Raw genomic sequence first — 21,928 nt, 5'->3', positions numbered from 1 at the left:
GTGACAAAGAATGTATTTGAAAAAAATGGAAATAAAAGGATTTAAATCATTTCCAGACAAAACAGAAATTTTATTTCCTCATGGATTAATCTCTGTAGTTGGACCAAATGGGAGTGGAAAAAGTAACATATTAGATGCCATAAGATGGGTACTTGGCGAGCAAAGTATGAAAAGCCTCAGAGGTGATAAATTAGAAGATGTTATTTTTTCTGGTACAGAGAAAAGAAAGGAAATGAACTATTGCGAGGTTTCAATGCTTATTGATAACCAAGATAAAATGATAGATATAGACTATAGTGAGATAAGCATAAAACGAAAAGCTTTTAAATCTGGAGAAAGTCAGTTTTTTCTCAATAACAAGCAATGTAGGCTTAAGGATATCAAAGAGCTTTTATTAGACACTGGAATTGGAAGAGAAGGCTATTCCATTATAAGCCAAGGTAAAATAGATGAAATAGTAAATGGAAATTCTAACCAAAGAAGAAAAATATTGGAAGAAGCTGCAGGAATAACAAAATTTAGATATAAAAAAGAGGAAAGTGAAAAGAAATTAGATGTAGCAAATGAAAATCTTGAGAGAATAAATGATGTATATAAAGAGGTTGAAAAACAAATCCTGCCTTTAGAAATCCAAAAAACTAAGGCTGAAAAATATCTATTGTTAAAAGAAGAGCTTCTTGCTTCTGATGTGAATAGACTGCTAAGCTCATATTTTTCTATGGATTCAGATTTAGAAAAAATTAATAGCTTAATATTAGAAACAGATGAAAATAATGCAAAACTCAGCGAACAGCTGGTATCAGAGGAAACTGAGTTAAATGAATTAGAAAACAAACTCAAAGAATTAGAGCAAGATAAACAAATTCTTTCTAATGAAAATACTGAGCTGGAAAGAAAAATGAATGAGTATGTCAGAAACAAGGATGTAGATAGCCAAAAAATAATTAACTTGGATGAAAATCTTGAGAAAAGCTATTCTCAGAAAGAAAAAATAATTTTTGAAATTAATTCTAATAAAGTAAATCTAGATAGTATTCAAAAAACTCATGACGATTTACTCAAACAAAAAAAAGTTTTAGAGGATAGTCATAGCAATAAACGTGAAAAGTATGAAACTCTAGAGATAGAGCTAAAAAAATACGATGAAGAAATTGAAAATAATAGAAATAAAATTCTAGAGCTTATGAATGAACAATCTAGATTAATATCTAGAAATGAAATCTTAAGTGAGAATATTAATGACTTAGAAAAGAAAATGAGTTCATGGCAAAATGATCATCAAAATATTTTAAATCAGATTGAAGAAGTTCAAAAAAGTATAATTGAAAATGAAACTAAAATTAAGCTAACTGTAAATCAAATTGAGAAATTAGATGAAGAAAAATCATTATTATCTTTAAGGATTACCGAAAATACTAATAAAATAGAAGCACTTAAATCTCAAAATAATAAAAACAACATAGATATATCAGAATGTTCATCGAAAGTCGGACTACTAAAAAAAATGGAAGCAGATAACGAAGGGTTATCTAAAGGGGTAAAGGAAGTAATCTTAAATAGGAATTTAAATGGTATCTGTGGAGCAGTTGCTAATCTAATAACAGTTAAGCCAGGATATGAAAAAGCATTAGAAGCAGCGCTTGGAAGTCAAATGCAAAATATCATAATTAAATCTTCAAATGATGCGAAAAAATGTATTGAGTTTCTTAAAGAAAAAAAATTGGGAAGAGTAACTTTTCTTCCGATAGATTCAATCTCGGGAAAGGTATTATCGTATTCTGATGATGGTATTATTGCTCTAGATGCAATTGAATACAATGATGATTACAAGGATATAACAGCTTATTTGCTTGGAAGAACAGTGATAGTAGAGGATATTGATAAGGCGCTTGAGATATCTAAAAAATATAAAAATTCATTTAGGATAGTTACCAAAGATGGAGATATTTTTAATGCAGGAGGCTCTATAACAGGAGGAAGTATTTTCACATCTAATAGCATTTTTACTAGAAGAAAGCAAATTTCTGAATTAGAAGAAATGCTAAAAGGTTTAGAATTAAAAAAATATGATATAGAGCTTGAAATTAAGGAATTACTTGTAGTAAATGAGGATTTATTAGTAGAATTAAGTAATAAAGAAAAAGAATTTAAAAATAAATCAGATGTAAAGATGGATTTACTTCAGAATCATAAAACTCACGTAATCCAGATGGAGCATTTAGAAAGCAAATCAAAAAACTCCATAAGCGATTCTGCTTTAATTAGCAAGTCGCTAGAGGATGCTAAAATTACATATAATAGAGAAAAAAATGAAGTTGAAGAATATGAAAAAACTCTAAATAGTCTTAAGCTTCTTACAAATGATTTAATCAATAAGAAGAATAGTATTTCTAAAGTGTTTTCCGACGAGGATAGCGAGCTTAGAAATTTGGATATGGAAAATGTCAGGCTAAATGAGCTTTTAAATTCTAAGCAGAGAGAATTAAATTCTCTTAATAGTTTAATTGAAAAAAATTCTAAGCTTTTAAATGATTTAGAAAGTGAAATCGCTTTTAATGAGAAACTGAAAAACCAAATGATAGATGATAATGCTTCTTTAGATGAGGAAGTAAATAAGTTATCAGAGCAGATTATTATAGTAAAAGATAAGATATATGTATGCAGTAATCAAGAAGATACTGTGAAAAAAGCATTAGTTCAAAAAAGAGAAGACTATAGGAATTTGGAAAAGGATTTAATAAGTTTACAAGCTAAAATCTCAAAGCTGGATTCGGATAAAGCAAAAATAGATTTTCAAAAGAACTCTATAATTGAAAAAATTAGAGATGATTATAGTATGGAGCTAGATGATGCAATAAAGCTTCTAGATGACACCATAGACACTTCTAAAACTAAAATAGATAACCTGAAAAAATCTATTCAAGATCTTGGAAATATAAATGTAGATGCAATAGAGCAGTATAATGTAATTAAAGAGAGATATGATTTTTATAAGGAGCAAAAAGAAGATTTAGAGGATTCTATAAAGCAAATTAATCAGATAATTATAAACCTAGAGCAAAATATGGTAGTGGAATTTGAAAAAAGCTTTTGTGAGATTAATTCAAAGTTTGACGAGGTATTCAAAATACTATTTGGAGGAGGAAGTGGAAAGCTAATTTTAACTGACAAATCCAATATGCTGGCTTCTGATATTGATATAAACGTCCAGCCACCAGGGAAAAAAGTAAAATCTATCTCGGTTTTATCTGGAGGAGAAAAAGCTCTATCAGCTATTGCAATATTATTTTCTATACTTATGAGAAAACCCGTTCCTTTTTGCGTTTTAGATGAAATTGATGCGCCACTTGATGATGCGAATATAATAAGGTTTATTACTTTATTAAATATTTTATCAAAGCAGACACAATTCATTACTATAACTCATAGAAGAGGGACTATGGAGGCTTCTGAATATATTTATGGTGTAACTATGCAAGACAAAGGAGTTTCAAAAATAATCAGCCTTAAGCTTGAAGAAGCGAAAGAATATATTGAAAATTAATTAGGAGGACATTAGATGTTAAAGAAATTTTGGAACAGTCTAAATAAAAAAAATGATAACACAAATGAAGAGATAGTTGAGAAAGATGACTTAAAAGCTGAAGAGGAAAATTTGGAGAACGCAAAGACGGATGAAGATATAAATGCTAATGATATGAATGAAGATGATAAAGAAGTGATTGAGGAAGAAAGCATAGTAGAAAAAAGCGTAGAAGAAAATATAGAAGAAAATATAGAAGAAACTACTTTAAATGATAATGTTGAAGCTGATGAAATAGAGGAATTAAGCTTAAGTCAAGCTGAGTCTGATATGGATGAGGATGAAGAACAGCCTCAAAAGAATCTTGGCTTTTTTGCAAAGCTTAAAGAAGGCTTAAGTAAAACCACTCAAAATTTAACAGGTAAACTAGATGAGCTTTTCAAAGGTCATATAGAGATAGATGAAGAACTTTATGAGGAAATAGAGGAAATACTCATTACTGGTGATGTAGGCTTTGAAACTACATTGAAAATCGTTGATATGCTAAGAAAAAATGTAAAGAAAAAATCTATTCAGGATGTCAAAGATGTAAGAGAAGAGCTTAAATTAATAGTAGAAGAAATTTTATCTGGGGATGACAGCAACTTGAAATTAGAACCTAAGCCAGCTATTTTAGTAATAGTAGGAGTAAATGGAGTAGGAAAAACAACTTCAATAGGCAAAATAGCAATGAGGCTGAAATCTGAAGGTAAAAGTGTACTTTTAGCTGCAGGAGATACATTTAGAGCGGCAGCAGCAGAGCAACTTGAAGTATGGGCAGACAGGGCAGGAGTGGAGCTTATAAAGCATCAGGAAGGGTCAGATCCTTCAGCTGTAATTTTTGATGCCATAAGTGGTGCAAAAGCCAGAAATACTGATGTACTGATTTGCGACACAGCTGGAAGACTTCACAACAAAAAGAACTTGATGCAAGAACTAGCAAAAATATTTAGAATAATTGATAGAGAGTACCCAGAGGCGACGAAGGAAGTTCTTCTCGTTATAGATGCTACAACTGGTCAAAATGCCATTAATCAAGTGAAAATATTTAAAGAGGCTGCTCCGCTTACAGGTATAATTTTGACAAAGCTCGATGGAACAGCTAAGGGTGGAGTTGTATTATCTATAAAATCTGAGCAACAGCTTCCTATTAAACTAATAGGGGTTGGAGAAAAAATTGAAGATTTACAAGATTTTAATGCAAAGGAGTTTGCAAAAGCTCTTTTCAGTTCGAATTAGTATCAAAAATAGCTTGACTTTTAATCGTTGGTGAGATAAACTACATTAGTGTAAAGTTGATAACCTTTACAGGGGTGAAAATATGGAACTAAAAAAAATCGTAGAAATTGCCCAATTGTTAGATTTATATGGGAATCTTCTAACAAAGAAACAAAAAGATGTAATGGAGCAATATTATAATGAAGATTTGTCGCTGAGCGAAATCAGTGAGAACTTAGAAATATCACGTCAGGCCATATATGACACCATTAAACGATCAGAAAAACTTTTATATCAATATGAAGAACAGCTGAAATTTAATGATTTAATTTTACAGAAAAAGCATGATTTTAAAAATCTTATAAATGGTTTAGAAAATCTTAAGACAAGTATAATGTCTAAAGATGAAGTGAAAATGTTAACTAAGATTAATGAATTAATAGATTATTGCAAGGAGTTATCAGAATGATATTTGAAAATCTTGCTGAAAAACTTCAAAGTACTTTAAAAAATCTCAAAGGTAAAGGGAAGCTTACTGAGAAAGATGTAGACCTTGCAATGAGAGAAGTGAAGTTAGCATTATTAGAAGCAGACGTACACTATAAAGTGGTTAAGGATTTCATAAAAAAAGTTAAGGAACGCTCTATTGGCTCGGAAGTTATGGAAAGTCTTACGCCGGGACAACAGGTTATTAAGATTGTAAATGAAGAACTCTCAGAGCTTATGGGAGGAGTTCAAAGTAAAATCAATATATCCTCAAAGCCTCCTACTGTTATTATGCTAGTAGGTCTTCAAGGGGCAGGTAAGACGAGTACTGCAGGTAAACTAGCTCTTAATCTAAAAAAACAAGGTAAGCAACCAATGCTTGTGGCTTGTGACGTTTATAGACCAGCGGCTATAAAGCAGCTAGAAATAGTAGCAAGTGGTGCAGGAGCAATATTTTACTCTGAAGAGGGTAATACGAACCCTGTTGAAATAGCAACTAAAGGATACGAAAAAGCTAAAACTTTAGGTTATGATATTGTTATTATAGATACGGCAGGTAGACTTCACATAGACGAAAACCTTATGGATGAGCTCAAAAATATTAAGTCATCTATTAAGCCTCACGAAATTATGCTTGTAGTAGACTCGATGACAGGTCAAGATGCTGTAAATATTGCTGAATCCTTTGACCAAACGCTGGGTATAGACGGAGTTATACTTACTAAACTAGACGGTGACACAAGAGGTGGAGCGGCTTTATCTATTAAGGCAATAACTAAGAAACCTATCAAATATGCTGCGGTTGGAGAAAAACTCGAGGATTTAGAACAATTCTATCCAGACCGTATGGCATCTAGAATTCTGGGTATGGGCGATGTAATGAGCCTTATCGAAAAAGCTCAAAGTGCTTTTGATGAAGATAAAGCAAAAGAGATGCAAGCTAAGATGAAGTCTGCTGATTTTACATTTGATGATTTCTTAGATCAAATGCAGCAGATTAAAAAAATGGGACCTTTAAAAAATCTTTTGGAAATGATTCCTGGCATGTCGCAGATGAAACAACTAAAAGATGTAGATATAGACGATAAGGAACTTGTGAAGATTGAGGCAATAATTCAATCTATGACAAAAAAAGAAAGACAAAATCCAAGTATTATTAATGCAAGTAGAAAAAAACGTATTGCAATGGGTAGTGGTACTCATGTAAGTCAAGTTAATAGGCTGTTAAAGCAGTTTGAAGAGTCAAAGAAAATGATGAAGCAATTTACTAATATGAGCAAATCTATGAAAAAAGGAAAAATGAAATTTCCTTTTCCAGGATTATAGATATACACTTTTAAGGAGGTGAAAAAATGGTAAAGATTAGATTAAGAAGAATGGGTTCTCATAAGAAACCTTTCTACAGAATAGTTGTATCTGATTCTCGTTCTCCAAGAGATGGTAGATTTATCGAGGAAATAGGTTACTACAATCCAGTTTCAGAACCTAAGGTGGTTAAGATAGATAATGAAAAAGCTGCAAAATGGTTATCAACTGGTGCACAACCTACTGAAACTGTAAGAACACTTTTCAAAAAGAATGGAATCATGGAGTAATCTGTAGCCAAGTTTTTATATCAGTAGGAGGGAATGAATATGGGAGAATTAGTAGCATTTATTGCGAGATCCCTAGTTGACCATCCCGATGAGGTTTCAGTTAATGAAAAACATACTGAATATTCGATAGTAGTCGAATTGAAAGTAGCCTCTGAAGATATGGGCAAGGTTATTGGCAAGCAAGGGAGAATTGCAAAAGCGATTAGAACTGTTGTCAAAGCTGCAGCCGTTAAAGAAAGCAAAAGAGTAGTTGTAGAAATTATTCAGTAAGGATTAGAGACTTCTCTAATCCTTTGCTTTTTTTACAAGATTTTCAAGAAATATAATAAATTCTGATTGCTTTTATAAATCAGAGCCATTATTTTATTTTTTGGTATTGCGATGTTTATGATTTGTAGTATCAATAAAGTTATGAGGTGAAAACTTGAAATCTAATAAATTGAGAATAGGAAAAATAGTAAATACTCATGGATTAAAAGGAGAGGTAAAAGTATATCCATATACGGATTACCCAGAGAGATTTAAAGAAATACAATATTTATACATGGAAAATAGCGATGAAAAAATATCAGTTGAAAATGTGAAGATAAGCAAAAATATGGTTATATTGAAACTGAGTAATATTTTGACTATTGATGATGCAGAAAAAAATAGAAACAACTATTTATTTATAGATAGAGATAATGCAAGAAAACTGGACGAAGATGAACATCTTATAGCTGACTTAATAGGATGCAAGGTTTATGATGTAAGTGAAAAATATATAGGTGTATTAGAAGATGTACTTCAGTATAGTGCTAATGATGTCTACTCCATAAAATCAGAAAATGGAAAAACCTACCTTGTTCCTGCGATTAAGAAATTTGTTCCAGTTATTGATATTGATAATAAGAAGATTATAATAGATCCTATTGAAGGAATGATTGAGTAATGAAATTTCATATTATGACCTTATTTCCTCAAATTATTGAAGCATATATGAGTGAAAGTATTATGAAAAAAGCTGAAGAAAAAGGTAACATAGAATATAAGACTTGGAATATAAGAGATTACTCAGAAAGCAAACATAAAAAAGTAGATGACTATCCATATGGCGGGGGAGCAGGAATGGTTATGACTCCTCAGCCTATAGTAAGCTGTTATAATGCTGTAGTTGATGATTTAGATGAATCTTTGAAGCAAGATAAGAAGCCTAAAGTTATCTACCTTACTCCTAAAGGAAAAGTATTTAATAATGACATGGCAATAGCTCTTGCAAAAGAAGAAAGCTTGATATTGCTTTGTGGTCATTATGAAGGAGTAGATCAAAGAGTTATTGATTTGATTGTGGATGAAGAAATATCTATTGGAGACTATGTTTTAACAGGAGGGGAGCTACCGGCTCTTATACTTATAGATAGTATATCAAGGCATGTTAAGGGGGTTTTAGGACACGAAGAATCCTTGGATGAAGAATCATTTACAAATGGATTGCTAGAATATCCTCATTACACTAGGCCTGAAGTTTTTATGGAAAAGGAAGTGCCTAAGGTTCTGTTATCAGGTCATCATAAAAATATTGAATCTTGGAGAAAGTTAGAATCTATAAAATTAACTATGAAGCTAAGACCTGATTTGTTTGACTATGAAGCTCTGTCTAAGGAAGATAAAAAATTACTTAAAAAACACAATGTTATTGACAAATAGATAGTATTAAGATATAATTTTATAGGTTATAAATACGAACGTTCCTCTGGTGAATTGCATTAAGAACGTTTTATGAGGAGGAAGAAAAATGGAAATTATTAAGGCAATTGAGCAAGAGCAATTAAAATCAGATTTACCTCAGTTCTCAGCTGGTGATACTGTTAAAGTACATATCAGAGTAAAAGAGGGAAAAAGAGAGAGAATTCAGATCTTTGAAGGCGTTGTGCTTAAAAGACAAAATGGTGGAGTAAGAGAAACTTTTACAGTAAGAAAGATTTCTTTTGGTGTTGGAGTAGAGAAGATTTTCCCAGTTCATTCTCCAAGCATTGAAAAAATTGAAGTTACTAGAAAAGGTAAAGTAAGAAGAGCTAAACTTAACTACCTAAGAGATAGAGTAGGTAAAGCAGCTAAAGTTAAAGAAGCTAAATAGTAGTTTTGATAAAGGGACTGTTTATTCAGTCCTTTTTATTGTATATACAAAAAGCTTTGAGATGAGGGATAACATGAAAAAAAATAATAGTAAAGTGAACAAGCCTGTTATAAAATCATCACGCAAGCCTAGTACGAAAAATAACAAGGTAAAAGATTTAAAGGCGGATGAAGCTAATAAATCTAGTTCTCAGGATTCTGATTTGAATATAAACTGGTATCCTGGACATATGAAGAAAACTAAAGAACAAATTTTAGAAAATATTAAATTAGTAGATGTAGTTTTAGAAATTGTAGATGCTAGAGCGCCATACAGCACAAGTAATCCTGATATTGATGACATGGTAAAAAATTTACCGAAGGTCGTAGTATTAAATAAGGAAGATTTAGCTGATTCTAATAAAACACAGCAATGGATTGAGTACTATAAGACAAAAGGGCATGAATCTGCTATGATAAATTCCTTAACAGGTAAGGGACTTAACGAATTGCTGGCATCTTTAAATAATAAATCCAAGGACTTATATAAGAAGCTAGAAAGCAAAGGTCGAAGAAAAAGAGCATTGAGGGTAATGGTAGTAGGTATTCCTAATGTTGGAAAGTCTTCAATTATAAATAGAATCGTAGGAAAGAAAAGTGCTCAAACTGGTGATAGACCAGGGGTTACAAAAGGCAAGCAGTGGGTTAAACTAAAAGGAGATTTAGAACTTTTAGATACTCCAGGAGTCCTATGGCCTAAGATTGAAGACCAAAGTGTGGCTATGAAACTAGCTTTTCTTGGTTCTATAAAAGATCAAGTCATGGAAATAGAAGAAATAGCTATGGAATTAATTAAGTACCTAAAAGAAATTAAACCTCAAATTTTCAGCGAAAGATTTGAACTTGATAAAGATATAAGCGATATGGAGGCTATAGCAATAGCAGATTTTATAGCTTTTAAGCGAGGTTATATCCTACCTGGAAATCAAGTGGATTATTTTAGACTATCGTCTTCATTACTAATGGAGTTTAGAGCTGGAAAGCTAGGGACAATAACACTTGAAACACCTAAATCAATTTAATATTTGTATAAATAAGATAAGCCTTAATTAAAGTGAGGCTTTTTTTTATTGGCTTTTATTGATAATATTGTTATAAGACTAAAAAATGAGGTATATTATGGAAAACTTAAGTGTAAAAGAAATTAAAGATATAGTGCAAACCAGTAGCTACGATCAATATTTGAGTTATATTAATATTTTATCTAAAGATAAAAGAGAATCAGTAAAGAAACTTGCGATGTCTTTATCAAAAAAATTGGATGCGGTTAGAAAAGAAGAAGAGCGCTTAAAAAATATGTTTATTATTGAAGAAACTCTATTTGCAGAAGGCTATAAAAAAATTGGAGGAGTTGATGAAGCTGGAAGAGGACCCCTTGCTGGGCCAGTAGTGTCAGCTTGTGTTATTTTAGATAAAAATCCTATGATTGATGGAATTGACGATTCAAAAAAAGTCAGTGAAAAAAATAGAGATAGGATTTTTGATACTATCGTAAATTCTGATATTATATATGGAATTGGAATTTCAGATAGCAATGAAATAGATGAATATAATATACTAAATGCAACGTTTCTAGCTATGAAGCGTTCTATTGCAATGGCTTCACAAAGGCCTGATTTTATTATTGTGGATGGGAATCAGCAAATAACTGATATAAATCATCCTCAAAGATGTATAGTTCAAGGAGATTCAAAATCTATAAGTATTGCATGTGCTAGCATTTTAGCAAAAGTGACAAGAGATAAAATTATGAAGCAATATGCAGAGATTTATCCCCAGTATGGATTTGATAAACATAAGGGCTATGGCACTAAAGAACACATTGAAGCTATAAATAAATATGGAATTACGCCGATTCATAGATTAAGCTTCTTGAAGAATATATATTAAGAAAAAGGTGATATTTTGAGAATAGATATAGGTTCTAACAGTATACGCCCAGAACTAATACTAAATAAGAGTAATATTGATTCTTTTGAATTTAATAATAGAGGAGAAAACGTAAGGGGTAGAGTAATTGATGTAAACCAAAATATGGTACTTATTCAAACGTCGACTGGTAAAGAATTTGTTGCGAACACTACTATTCCAATGGAAAATTTCATTGGGGAAGAAATGCTATTTACTGTATTATTTAATGAAGAAGGTCAAATCTTTTTAAAACCTCAACTAGATGAAAAAAAGCAGAATCTTATAAAGGATTTAAAGGTCGAAGATTTACTGACTAAGCTTGGAAAAACTGTTAATTCAGAAAACAAAGAAATAGTAAGACAAATGATTAAATCTGGAATCCCAGTTACAATAGATAGCTTTAAGGAAGTTAAGGATTTATCCTTATCACTTAAAATGCTTCAAAATCTACAAGGAGAGCTATCTGCAGGGCAAGAGGATATGCCATTAGATAACATTGTTAGATTGTTCCAAGACGGTAAAGAAGCTACTGCTGTCAATAAGTCATCTCAGCAATCAGCCTTACCGAAAGAATTGGGATTAAAAGATATTATCATACTAAAAAGCTTAAATTTAGAAGTGAATCCCAAGAATTTAAAGGCTATGGCTAATATAGAGCAAAAAATTGCTGATAAGGATATAGATATTTTAGATATAAAACCCTTAGTAATAGATAATAAAAATGTGCAATTAAATTTAAATACGAAGTCAGAGGAAGGAAAAGCTTTAGAAGTGAGTAATATAGCTCCAAAAGCTCAAGAGGACTTATTTAAAGAATTAGCTTTCAAACCTAAGGACGATATCTTGGGTAAAGATAATGCTTTAAATAAATTATCAGATAAAGAAAATGATAGCATTAAAATCCAACAGCAGCCTGATTTAGTGGATATGGTCGTAAAAAAACTAGATTTAAAAACTAAGCTTGGATCAGAGGATATAAAACTAGACTTAAATAAAATAGAATCTGAGCTTGAGAAGATATTAGCTTCACTGGAGCCGGGCTCAAAAGAAGCTACAAAGCTGGAGAAGGAAATTATGCCGAAATTAGAGCTTTTAAAGGATTTATCGAAGAATATCTTCTATCAAGTTGTTCCTTTTCAGATTGATAAATACGAAAATATAGCTCAGTATTATATGAAAAAAAATAAAAAAAGTAAGACTAGAGAAGAAGGAATAACTGTTGCATTTTCAATTGAAACTCACAAGCTAGGGAATGTTAAAGCGATGTTAAACTACAAAGATATGAACAATATTTCTGTTAATATAGCTACAAAAAGCAAAGAAGTCGAAGATAAATTTAAAAAGGCTATCCCTATACTGAAAGAACGATTAAATTCTATAGGATTTACAGGTGTTTTATTGTCAACGGAAATTCAAAATATCAATGACTCGCAAATCCTAGATGATGTGGTGTATAAAAATATTGACTCAAAATCTTTTGAAACTTGGGTGTAATTTATGAAAAGAAAAATTAAAGGCAAGGAAACTGCTGTTGCATTAAGATACGATATGAATGAGTTTATAGCCCCAAAGATTGTAGGAAAAGGGCAAGGAGAAGTAGCTAAACGAATAATTGAAAAAGCAAAGGAGAACGATATACCTGTATATCAAGATGAAAAACTAGCAGGTCAGCTAAGTGCAATGGAAATTGATTCATTTATTCCAGAAGAGCTCTATGAAGCTGTGGCGCAAATTTTAGCTTTTATTGCAGGAGTTGATGCTGATGAAATCCAATAATTACGCAAAAGGAAAGCTAGGAGAAGATATTGCAGTAAACTATCTCAAAAACTGTGGATTTGAGATACTAGATAGAAATTTTGCAATAAAGGCAGCAGAAATTGATATCATTGCCTATAAAAATAATATAGTGAATTTTATTGAGGTGAAGTCTAGAACCACAATAGATTTTGGGTATGCTCATGAAGCTGTAGATGCTAGGAAACAAAATAAGATTAGATTGGCAGCCGAGGTTTACCTAAACCAAACTAACCTAATATATGAAGAAATATCATTTGACGTTGTTGAAATATATTTTGATACTAAAAATATCAATCATATAATTGGTTGCTTTTAAGGGGGCGGATATGTTTTTTAAAATTATTTCTGCAGGAACATCTGGAATAGAAGGGTATATAGTAGAAGTAGAAGCGGATATGACCAAAGGCTTACCGGGGTTTTCTTTAGTTGGCTTGCCAAACGCAGCAGTTAAAGAATCAAAAGAGAGAATTAAATCAGCAGTGTGCAACAGTGGATTTAGATATCCAAATAAAAAAATTATAGTCAACTTATCTCCAGCTGATATAAAAAAGGAAGGCTCTCACTATGACTTAGCTATTGCTTTAGCCATTCTAAGAGAAGTCGAAAATATAGCTGAAGATAAGTTTGAGGATATTGCTTTTATAGGAGAGCTATCACTAGATGGAAAATTAAAACCTATAAAGGCGTGCACTGCATTAATCCTTGGATTACTAAAAAACTCAAAAATAAAAAAGGTTATTATCCCTTTTGAAAATTTTCATGAAGCCTCAATGATTCCGGGTATAGAGATATTACCTTTAAAAACCCTAAAAGAAGTTTATGATTATTTGGTGGAGAAGAAATCAATAGAATATGAAATTAATTTAAATGAAAAAATCCACGAAGAACCTGATAATCTTCTTGATTTTAAAGATGTGAAAGGCTGTCAATTAGTAAAAAGAGCAGCAGAAATATCGGCTGCGGGATTTCATAATTTGCTTATGATAGGACCACCTGGCTCTGGCAAGACAATGATAGCAGCAAGATTTAACACTATAATGCCAGAGCTTAATAATGAGGAATTTATTCAAGTAAGCCAAATTTATAGCTTTTTAGGTCATATTCCATCAGAAATTAAAATGAGGAAAAGACCATTTAGACAACCTCATCATACAATAACCTATGCCTCTCTTATAGGGGGAGGGCACAATAGCAATCCTGGAGAAGTAGTATTATCTCATAATGGTGTATTATTTATGGATGAGTTTCTAGAATTTGATAAAAAATTAGTAGAGGGCCTTAGGCAACCACTAGAAGACAAAAAGGTTTCAATTTCAAGATTAAATAATAAATATACTTACCCTTCGGATTTTATTTTGATTGCCGCTATGAATCCATGTCCGTGTGTGTAACACCCTCGATTTTTTCCACACTATAATTATTATTGCCAGAAAAATTGTACTCAATTTGAAGAGTAGCTGTTTTTCTTGGCAAGTCATGATTAGTAATTACTGTTACTTTTTTTATTAGTGATTTAATAATCTCTCGCTTAGTTTTAAAGTCAGCATCAATAGATTTCTCTTTAAGTGAGTTTAAGAATTCAGTTGCAGAATTAACGGATGCTAGCATTTGATTAGTAGTATCTTTAATTTGATTTAGCTCTTTAATTTTTTCTTCTATCTGAGCTTTTTCACTTTGAATATTTAATAATTGAATTTCAACATCTTTTGAATCGATAAGTTTTTTTCTATATAAGTCTAATATCGATTCTTTTTCATTTTCTTTTTTTAATAGAGATGCATTTAGCATATTTATTTCAACTTCTGTATTAACAAATTTCTCTTTATTAGATTTAATATTTTTCTCTATTTCTACTACAGCCTTGCCTGGATCATTAATAAAATTCAAGCAGCCTTCCCAAACCATATTCTCAGAATAATCTGCAGGGATATTTTTAGATTCGCACTTTTTATTCTCTATAGGATTTTTATAGTTCTGCTTTCCAATACATTTATAAAAAGCTCTATTGGTCTTTCTATCGTTGCTACCAATAAACGTTAGTCCGCAATCTCCACATTTAACGATACTTGATAATAAAAAGTCTCTACTTTTATTTTTAAAACTTTCCGCTTGATTATCTTTCAATTGTTTCTGAACTTTTTCCCAAAGCTCAGTATCCACTATGGCAGGTACTTCTCTTTCAATCAGTTCTCTTTCTTTTTTACTTCTTTTGCCATAGGTGTGTATTCCTTTGTAAGTAGTATTCTTTGATATCCTTAAAACTTGTCCTGGTCGCCATAAATTAGCCGTAGCTACTTTTCTTTTACCATCTTTACTATTTATCTTACGATTTGCTTTTGCGTAGCTTGTAGGGACTCCTAGAGCATTTAAGTAGTCACACACTTTTATGGTGGACCATTTTTCATTTCCAATCTTATCGAAAATAATTTTAATTACCTGAGTTTCAGACATAGAAAAACCTTCGAGTAAATTATTGTTTATCTCTAATTCTTTATTTTCATTTACAAAATATCCATAGGGTACAATTCCACCTAGCCATTTTCCATCTCTTGCAGCTCTATTTGCACCATGCCACATTCTTTCAAGTATAGTTTCTCTTTCAAGGTCAGCAACACCAGCAAGCATTGTAATCATAAATCTACCTGCAGGAGATGAAGTATCAAAGGGCTCTGTCATGGATTTGATTTGAATACCAAGAGCCTCAAGCTCATGAATACTGTTTAAAATGATTCTAGCGCTTCTTCCTAGCCTGTCTAGTTTATATATGAGCAAAGTATCAAACTTCTTTTCTTTTGCATCTTGGAGCAACCTAGTTCCTTCTGGCCTTTCATAAAGAGGTATAGTTCCTGTAATACCATCTTCACGGTAGTAAGTGAATACATCCATCTCATGTAAATCCACATACTTTTCAGCAAATACTATCTGATTTTCAATTGTTTGCCTTTCGGCTTGATCTTCAGTGGATACTCTGCAGTAAATTGCTATTTTCATTTTATTCTCCTTTCGAATAAACGTATGTTCGGGGTGAAGTTAAAAAGAAAAGCCCTAGGGCTTTTAAATTAATAATATATTAAAAAATTAATCAATAGTTTTGCGCTAACTAGTATCTATATTATTTAAATGAAGCGTTAATAAATTTATTTTTTTATCAATCTCGCTTTCTTCATTATCAACAATTAACATAACAAAATAAACCCAAATATAAAAGAAAGCGCTAAATATAGTTATTGTAAGGATAGGTAAAAGTAAATTCACTAAAAAATCATCAGTTATAAATTCAGATAAATTTTCATTAATAGGATTACCCATAATTGATCCTATCATTAAAAAAATTAGAGCCATTATAGTTGAATTATTATTATTTGAATATGATTTTAGATTTTCTAAAAAGAAGATTATAACATGCTCAGGGTATTTATATAGTTTTGTTATATAATCTTGATTTTTATAAGTATCTTCATAAGTATAATTTTTTATATGAATATTTAATATCCTATTTATATATTCACAGTCTCGATAAATATAATACAGTTTTTTGATTTTTAAATTAATATATGATTTTTTTACAAATTTCGCTATTGAAAATATAATGTAAAATACTAAGTAGACAAATATAATAACAAAAGAGTTCGAAACCCAATTTGTAAAGTAAAAATTAAGAAATAACACTATAAAAGAAAATAATATAGCAAATAAAATCTCTCTTTGTGAGCAGAGTCTTTTTAACAGAGTTATTATAGACTCTTTTTTTAAAATAATAGTTTTCAGAATTTCTAATAATAATAATAAAATTATCGGTAAAGCAAAAAGATATAAGAATGATATAATATTATTTAAAATTTCTTTAGGCATAATAAACCTTCTCGTTTTAAATTTGAACTTTTTAGTTTTCCTTAAAAATCATAAAATTATGTTTGTAATCAAACTTTATAATATAATCCTACCATTCTAGTTTACTGAAATCTGGAGGATTTGATTTTATAGAGGTTTCCCAAGCGTTTATAAATAAATCTGAAATGTTAGGATCGTCATTATCTGTGCCAATTAAATATTTAGACATATTATTTTTGTCTATTGAATATAAAAAAACACAATTTTTATCATAATACTCATATAAATCATATTCAAAATTAAAAAATTTAAGTATTAAATCAATCTTAAAAAGATAAAAGTCAAAATTTTTATTTTTTAAATGATAGATATTTCCACTATATAAGTTCCATTCTTGAATTTTATTACCTTGATGTAGGTATTTTATTGAATAATATTTAAAAGCATCTTCTTTTAGTATTAAAGAAATATTATCTAAACTATCTATTTGGTTCCATAATAAATCATTATTTTTAGTTGAAGACAACATTTTTAAAACTAAATCTTGATGTTTGAACATTTATAATTCTCCTTTCTTTTTGTCTAATATACCTTTTAAATTATAAATTTTGTCCTAAATTCTTCTAAATTTATTTTATGTAGTTCTTTATTAGATATATTATCAAAGTATTGAATCAAATCAGTAAATTTTTTATAAATAAATTCTTGGGATTTAAACTCATCTTTATAAATATTAAAAGAAGATATTTTTCTTGCTATGTCTATGTTATTCACAAGTTCTTCTGAATCGTTTATATATATATTTATATCAGAAATTAATGAATTTAGATTTGCTATAAACGTAGCATTGTACTTATATTCTACTAATTTGTCCTGAAGACTATTTGAAATTATTGCAATATACCACGATACGCCTATTCCTATCAAGCTAAGTACTAAAGATATACAAAATTGATAATTATTATGGATATATCTAATAATCATTATAGCACCTCTAATTTAATGAATGTTATCATGAAAAGTAAATTTTAACTGATATTTTGATAATTTTTATGGTCACTTTAAATTTATTTGGCTAAATTTTGTTATGTTAATACTAATGTATAGAGTAAATTATTAATATTATAATGATTGATTAACCAAGAGCAACGTCTAGAATCATCATGATAGTAAATCCAATCATACAACCTATTGTGGCTATATCAGTTTTTGAGCCACCTTCTTCACGTTGGGCTTCTGGAATAAGTTCTTCAATAACAACATAAATCATAGCTCCAGCTGCAAATGCTAGCGCATAAGGCAAAATAGGCTGCATCTTCACGACAGCAAAGGCTCCGATTACACCTGCAATAGGCTCAACTATCCCAGATGCTTGACCATATAAGAATGATTTTGTTCTGCTAAAACCTTCTCTTCTGAGTGGTATTGAAACAGCAGCTCCTTCAGGAAAGTTCTGTAAACCTATACCAATTGCAAGAGCTATAGCTCCAGCTAGTGAAGCTGAACTGCCAGTTCCTGCAGCTACGGCTCCAAATGCAACTCCAACAGCAAGTCCTTCTGGAATATTATGAAGGGTAATTGCTAAAACTAACAATACACTTCTTTGCCAATTTGTTTTAACACCTTCAGCTTGTGAAGTTTCTAATCCCATATGTAGATGGGGTAATAATTTATCAACTAAATATAAAAATGCTCCTCCGCCTAAAAATCCAATTGCAGCAGTAAGAAATGCTATTTGTCCGAGTTCTTCAGCCATAGTTATTGCAGGAGAAAGTAATGACCAAAAGCTTGCTGCTATCATAACCCCAGCAGCAAATCCAAGCATTCCATTAAGAATAGTTTTATTTATTGATTTAAAAAAGAAAACAAGTGATGCGCCAAGCGCTGTAACGCCCCAAGTGAATAGAGTTCCTATTAGGGCTTGTTCAACTGGACCGAATTTTTCAAAGAAAAGTATCAATTGATTTCCTCCTAGTAGTATATTTATATAGATGAATACTCGCTGTTGAGTCTAAAAATAAATTTTTAGTGACATTGGAGATATTTCTATTATGTTTGCTTATTATATAAGTTGACTAGCTCTATTGATTAAATTATCAGCCAAATTATAAATATCATCCACTGATGAAATTTGATATTTTATATTTTGCTTGTCATTATCAGGAATTATGATAAATTTCACATTTTCTTTTAAGAATACTCTACATACCCATTTAGTAACTTTTCCATCGATTAATATTGCGAAATAAGAAAGAGTATCTTTAAATTGGACTCTTTGTACATCTATAGAATTTCTTAAGATTGATTTTACTATATAGAAAGATTCTAATTCTTCTTCTGTAGTAAGTATTTGATCGTAATCATCGATATTCTCAGGAATATTTTCTACTTCAAAATCTTCACTAATTATTTTTGTTTGATTTTCATCTTTATTTAGGGCGCTTTGAATTCTATCATTTACTAGTTCATTTATATATGAGTTTAAAGATTTTTTTACTAAAGGAGTATATCTATCAACCACATTTTGAGTTTTAACTCCTTCGTATACACCAGAATTCAAAACAAAACGAACAAAATCCTCTGATGGATTACTAAATTCATTTTTTAATATATTTCTTATTAATCCAAGGTATTTTAATTCTGAAGCTGTATCCATAATCCTTTCCACGCTAAAGTTTTCTTTATGAAATTTTTTCAATTCGACTATGTGAGAATCTTTTAAATCAAGCATATTTAACTCAAAAAAAGGATTTTCATCCATTATATTTTGTTGATCTAAATCTGTATAAAATCTATATATAATTCCATTTGTTAATATGGCAAATTTAGCTTTTGTAGTTCCAAAATATCTAAACAGTTGAGAATCATGTTTAGTTAAAATGTCATTAACAGATTTTGCTTCAATAAGTAATACTGGTTCTCCATTATTATCCAAAATTGCATAGTCAACTTTTTCTCCCTTTTTTATACCAACATCTGCTACATATTCTGGGGTAAATTCTTGAGGATTGAAGACATCGTAACCTAGAATTTGAAAGAAAGGCATAATAAGTGATGTTTTAGTAGCTTCCTCAGTTAGAATATTATTCTTTATTGCGTTAGTCCTGTCAGCAAAACTTTTAATACTTTCTTCGAATCCCATATAAATCTCCTCCTATTATTTTTATATAAAATAAACAATTAATAAACTATTCAGATAATTTTTCTATTGTACATATGTTAGGCAAAGTAGTAAGTAATATTGCTTTCTTGTCATCTAAGTCAATGTAATCGAACTTATGAGATAGAAACTTAAGTCTAGCCAGTAGAAACTCATGGGGAACCTCAAGCTCCTGAGTCACACTATCAATCTGTCTATTATGCATTTTTAAGAAAGCTTCTTTTAGTCTGTCGATAGGAAGTAAAAACTCAGTGGCCCATTTTAAAGCTGTTATTTCTGATTTATCCAGTTGCAATCTTCTAGTATAAGAGTTAAACATAACTCTAGAGTCACCAACGGATGTAAAATGATGGCCAAGTTCTTCAGCTAAAACTATTTTAAATTTCATGGAGTCATTTTCTAATTTTTTATTTATCACAATTATTGGATAGCTAAATTCAGATTTTAAATACATTCCATCTATATGATCAGGAAGAGAATCTAAAATCTCTAGCTTGATATTTTCTTCTTCAATTAGTTGATATAATTTTTCTAATTGTCCCATAATGCACCTTACCTTTAGGTAAATTTACCTAATATATGTTTAAAAAAAATAACATTAAGCTATTTTTCTTTTCTATGCTTCTCTAACAAGTTTTTAGCCAGATTAGATATTAATTCTCTATCTTCTTCCGGAAGCTCTTTATATCCATCTGTTTTAGAAAGCCAAAGGTCAATATCTTCATCTGTTTTTTCGGGAGCTTCTTTGTATGGGTTTTTTATGTCGGAGTTACCTAAGAGATAATCAAGAGCAACTTGAAAAAACTCTGCCCATTTTTTTAATACATCTACTTCTGGTACCTGTTTATCATTTTCATACATAGAAATTGAAGATTTAGTAAAATTATAAAAATATTTTTCATTAAATTGTTTTACAAGTTCGTCTTGAGTTATTCCTTTTTCAACTCTTAAACTTTTAAATCTTTTTCCAAATGTATCATTCATCCAAAAAACTCCTTTTAAATATCTATATTAATCATTATAAGTTAATTTAAAATAAATAGTAACAAAGTTAATTTCAAATTAATATTTTTACTGTTTTAGTATTGACAGTTAATTTAAAATGAACTATACTAAATTCAAAGTTAATTTAAAATAAACATTAGAGGAGGATAGAAATATGCCTGAGCAAGTAAAACTAAAAGGATTAATGACTGAGAATAAAATGTTTCAGAAAGATTTAGCAAAAATAATAGGAGTATCAGAAAAGACAGTCAACGATAAGGTTAATGGGAATATTGATTTTAAATTAAGCGAAGCTTTGTCAATTGCAAATTATTTTGGGAAAAGTATTGAAGAAATTTTTTTAGGACAAAAGTTAATTTAAAATTAACAAATAAGAGAGGAGCTTAAAAATGAATTTCCAATTGTTAGAAAAAGGATTAGTGCCTATTTATTCAGATGAGAATTCAGAAACCTTGGTAAGTGGTAGAGAGTTGTGGGACTTTTTAGAAATTAAAGAGCCATATACTCAATGGTTTGACAGAATGATTGAGTATGGATTTGCTGAAAGTGTTGATTTTTCCGTTTTTCATAATTTTGTGAATGACGATACAGCCTTCGGTGGCAAAAGAAAAATAACAGATCATGCAATGAAACTTGATATGGCAAAAGAACTTGGCATGATACAAAGAACTGAAAAAGGTAGACAAGTTAGAAAGTACTTCATAGAAGCAGAAAAAAGATTCAAGTCAAATCACATAGACTTTGAAAAGCTAAGTCCAGAACTAAGAATGTTTGCAAATGTATTCACTTCATTAGCCAAAATTGAACTTGAGCAAAATGAAACTAAACGATTAGCTCAGGAAGCAAATGAAACTATCAAAGATATAAAAGAAACTATTATAACTGAATCTGATAACTGGAGAAAAGATGTAGTAGGAAAAATTAGAGCTATTGCAGATGCAGGTAAGAATTATTCAGACTTACAAAGAGAAAGCTATAAGATGCTAGAGGAAAAAGCAGGATGCAATTTAAAACAAAGAGTAGAGAACATGAGAATGAGAGCACTTACTAACGGAATGTGCAAAAGCAAGGTTGATAAAATCAACGCTTTAGATGTTATTGCGGAAGATAAAAGGCTTAAAGAGATTTATATAGGTATAGTTAACAAGCTTTATTTAAAACACAAATAGAGAAGATTATTTACTTGAAAGATTTGATAAGGGATTACAA

Annotated in this window: 25 protein-coding genes; 17 read left to right on the top strand and 8 right to left on the bottom strand. The window is 30.3% G+C overall.

Features of this window, described 5'->3' with window-relative positions; all coding sequences use genetic code 11:
• Positions 1-10 precede the first annotated feature (10 nt).
• The 15 genes from smc (at position 11) to CLOST_RS07970 (ending at position 14,114) form a co-directional block, all read left to right on the top strand.
• The gene (gene smc / locus CLOST_RS08040; protein WP_013361796.1) at positions 11-3,544 is read left to right on the top strand and encodes a chromosome segregation protein SMC; all 3,534 of its coding nucleotides are present in this window, start codon (positions 11-13) and stop codon (positions 3,542-3,544) included.
• Positions 3,545-3,559: 15 nt separating this feature from the next.
• Positions 3,560-4,801: a signal recognition particle-docking protein FtsY gene (ftsY, locus tag CLOST_RS08035; RefSeq protein ID WP_013361795.1), complete on the top strand. Its 1,242-nt coding sequence runs from the start codon at positions 3,560-3,562 to the stop codon at positions 4,799-4,801.
• 82 nt (positions 4,802-4,883) lie between these two features.
• Positions 4,884-5,249, top strand: coding sequence for a YlxM family DNA-binding protein (gene ylxM / locus CLOST_RS08030; protein WP_013361794.1), 366 nt, complete (start codon positions 4,884-4,886; stop codon positions 5,247-5,249).
• Entirely contained in the window at positions 5,246-6,592 is a 1,347-nt protein-coding gene (gene ffh / locus CLOST_RS08025; protein WP_013361793.1) for a signal recognition particle protein, read from the top strand. Before ylxM ends, ffh begins: the two co-directional genes overlap by 4 nt.
• A gap of 26 nt (positions 6,593-6,618) precedes the next feature.
• On the top strand, positions 6,619-6,861 hold the full coding sequence (gene rpsP / locus CLOST_RS08020) for a 30S ribosomal protein S16 (RefSeq protein WP_013361792.1): 243 nt from the start codon (positions 6,619-6,621) through the stop codon (positions 6,859-6,861).
• Positions 6,862-6,900: 39 nt separating this feature from the next.
• The gene (locus CLOST_RS08015) at positions 6,901-7,131 is read left to right on the top strand and encodes a KH domain-containing protein (protein ID WP_013361791.1); all 231 of its coding nucleotides are present in this window, start codon (positions 6,901-6,903) and stop codon (positions 7,129-7,131) included.
• 154 nt (positions 7,132-7,285) lie between these two features.
• Complete coding sequence (rimM, locus tag CLOST_RS08010; RefSeq protein ID WP_013361790.1) at positions 7,286-7,792, top strand: ribosome maturation factor RimM; 507 nt, start codon at positions 7,286-7,288, stop codon at positions 7,790-7,792.
• On the top strand, positions 7,792-8,547 hold the full coding sequence (trmD, locus tag CLOST_RS08005; protein ID WP_013361789.1) for a tRNA (guanosine(37)-N1)-methyltransferase TrmD: 756 nt from the start codon (positions 7,792-7,794) through the stop codon (positions 8,545-8,547). The genes rimM and trmD overlap by 1 nt, the downstream gene beginning before the upstream one ends.
• Before the next feature lie 88 nt (positions 8,548-8,635).
• A complete protein-coding gene (gene rplS, locus CLOST_RS08000) occupies positions 8,636-8,977 on the top strand; it encodes a 50S ribosomal protein L19 (protein WP_013361788.1) in 342 nt (113 codons plus the stop codon).
• Positions 8,978-9,050: 73 nt separating this feature from the next.
• Positions 9,051-10,037: a ribosome biogenesis GTPase YlqF gene (gene ylqF, locus CLOST_RS07995; protein ID WP_013361787.1), complete on the top strand. Its 987-nt coding sequence runs from the start codon at positions 9,051-9,053 to the stop codon at positions 10,035-10,037.
• 97 nt (positions 10,038-10,134) lie between these two features.
• Positions 10,135-10,905 (top strand): ribonuclease HII, encoded by a 771-nt coding sequence (locus CLOST_RS07990; protein ID WP_013361786.1) that lies wholly within the window; start codon positions 10,135-10,137, stop codon positions 10,903-10,905.
• Between the two features lie 15 nt (positions 10,906-10,920).
• Positions 10,921-12,420, top strand: coding sequence for a DUF6240 domain-containing protein (locus CLOST_RS07985; RefSeq protein ID WP_013361785.1), 1,500 nt, complete (start codon positions 10,921-10,923; stop codon positions 12,418-12,420).
• A gap of 3 nt (positions 12,421-12,423) precedes the next feature.
• Positions 12,424-12,702: an EscU/YscU/HrcU family type III secretion system export apparatus switch protein gene (locus CLOST_RS07980; RefSeq protein ID WP_013361784.1), complete on the top strand. Its 279-nt coding sequence runs from the start codon at positions 12,424-12,426 to the stop codon at positions 12,700-12,702.
• On the top strand, positions 12,689-13,039 hold the full coding sequence (locus CLOST_RS07975) for a YraN family protein (protein WP_013361783.1): 351 nt from the start codon (positions 12,689-12,691) through the stop codon (positions 13,037-13,039). Before CLOST_RS07980 ends, CLOST_RS07975 begins: the two co-directional genes overlap by 14 nt.
• 10 nt (positions 13,040-13,049) lie before the next feature.
• Entirely contained in the window at positions 13,050-14,114 is a 1,065-nt protein-coding gene (locus CLOST_RS07970; protein ID WP_013361782.1) for a YifB family Mg chelatase-like AAA ATPase, read from the top strand.
• Here CLOST_RS07970 and CLOST_RS07965 read toward each other — a convergent pair.
• The 8 genes from CLOST_RS07965 to CLOST_RS07930 form a co-directional block, all read right to left on the bottom strand.
• Positions 14,089-15,714 carry a recombinase family protein gene (locus CLOST_RS07965; RefSeq protein WP_013361781.1) on the bottom strand — a complete coding sequence of 542 codons (1,626 nt, stop codon included), beginning with the start codon at positions 15,712-15,714 and terminating at the stop codon, positions 14,089-14,091. The two genes, CLOST_RS07970 and CLOST_RS07965, sit on opposite strands and share 26 nt — an antisense overlap.
• 105 nt (positions 15,715-15,819) lie before the next feature.
• Positions 15,820-16,575 (bottom strand): hypothetical protein, encoded by a 756-nt coding sequence (locus tag CLOST_RS07960; protein ID WP_013361780.1) that lies wholly within the window; start codon positions 16,573-16,575, stop codon positions 15,820-15,822.
• Between the two features lie 88 nt (positions 16,576-16,663).
• Positions 16,664-17,113: a hypothetical protein gene (locus CLOST_RS07955; RefSeq protein ID WP_013361779.1), complete on the bottom strand. Its 450-nt coding sequence runs from the start codon at positions 17,111-17,113 to the stop codon at positions 16,664-16,666.
• A 35-nt stretch (positions 17,114-17,148) separates the two neighbouring features.
• Positions 17,149-17,538: a hypothetical protein gene (locus CLOST_RS07950; RefSeq protein WP_013361778.1), complete on the bottom strand. Its 390-nt coding sequence runs from the start codon at positions 17,536-17,538 to the stop codon at positions 17,149-17,151.
• A 151-nt stretch (positions 17,539-17,689) separates the two neighbouring features.
• A complete protein-coding gene (locus CLOST_RS07945; RefSeq protein WP_013361777.1) occupies positions 17,690-18,514 on the bottom strand; it encodes a ZIP family metal transporter in 825 nt (274 codons plus the stop codon).
• 102 nt (positions 18,515-18,616) lie between these two features.
• Positions 18,617-19,696 (bottom strand): type I restriction endonuclease, encoded by a 1,080-nt coding sequence (locus CLOST_RS07940; RefSeq protein WP_013361776.1) that lies wholly within the window; start codon positions 19,694-19,696, stop codon positions 18,617-18,619.
• Positions 19,697-19,742: 46 nt separating this feature from the next.
• Positions 19,743-20,258, bottom strand: a complete 516-nt coding sequence (locus CLOST_RS07935; RefSeq protein WP_013361775.1) for an ImmA/IrrE family metallo-endopeptidase — start codon at positions 20,256-20,258, stop codon at positions 19,743-19,745.
• Between the two features lie 59 nt (positions 20,259-20,317).
• Positions 20,318-20,698, bottom strand: coding sequence for a helix-turn-helix domain-containing protein (locus CLOST_RS07930; protein WP_013361774.1), 381 nt, complete (start codon positions 20,696-20,698; stop codon positions 20,318-20,320).
• 175 nt (positions 20,699-20,873) lie between these two features.
• Between CLOST_RS07930 and CLOST_RS07925 the strand changes: the two genes are divergently transcribed.
• Both CLOST_RS07925 and CLOST_RS07920 read left to right on the top strand, forming a co-directional pair.
• Positions 20,874-21,080 (top strand): helix-turn-helix transcriptional regulator, encoded by a 207-nt coding sequence (locus tag CLOST_RS07925; RefSeq protein ID WP_013361773.1) that lies wholly within the window; start codon positions 20,874-20,876, stop codon positions 21,078-21,080.
• A gap of 28 nt (positions 21,081-21,108) precedes the next feature.
• A complete protein-coding gene (locus CLOST_RS07920) occupies positions 21,109-21,888 on the top strand; it encodes an antA/AntB antirepressor family protein (protein ID WP_013361772.1) in 780 nt (259 codons plus the stop codon).
• The last annotated feature ends 40 nt before the right edge of the window (positions 21,889-21,928 follow it).

Origin of the sequence: Acetoanaerobium sticklandii (assembly GCF_000196455.1) — a bacterium.
Lineage (GTDB): Bacteria > Bacillota > Clostridia > Peptostreptococcales > Filifactoraceae > Acetoanaerobium > Acetoanaerobium sticklandii.
This window is presented reverse-complemented; position numbering and strand designations above follow the sequence as displayed.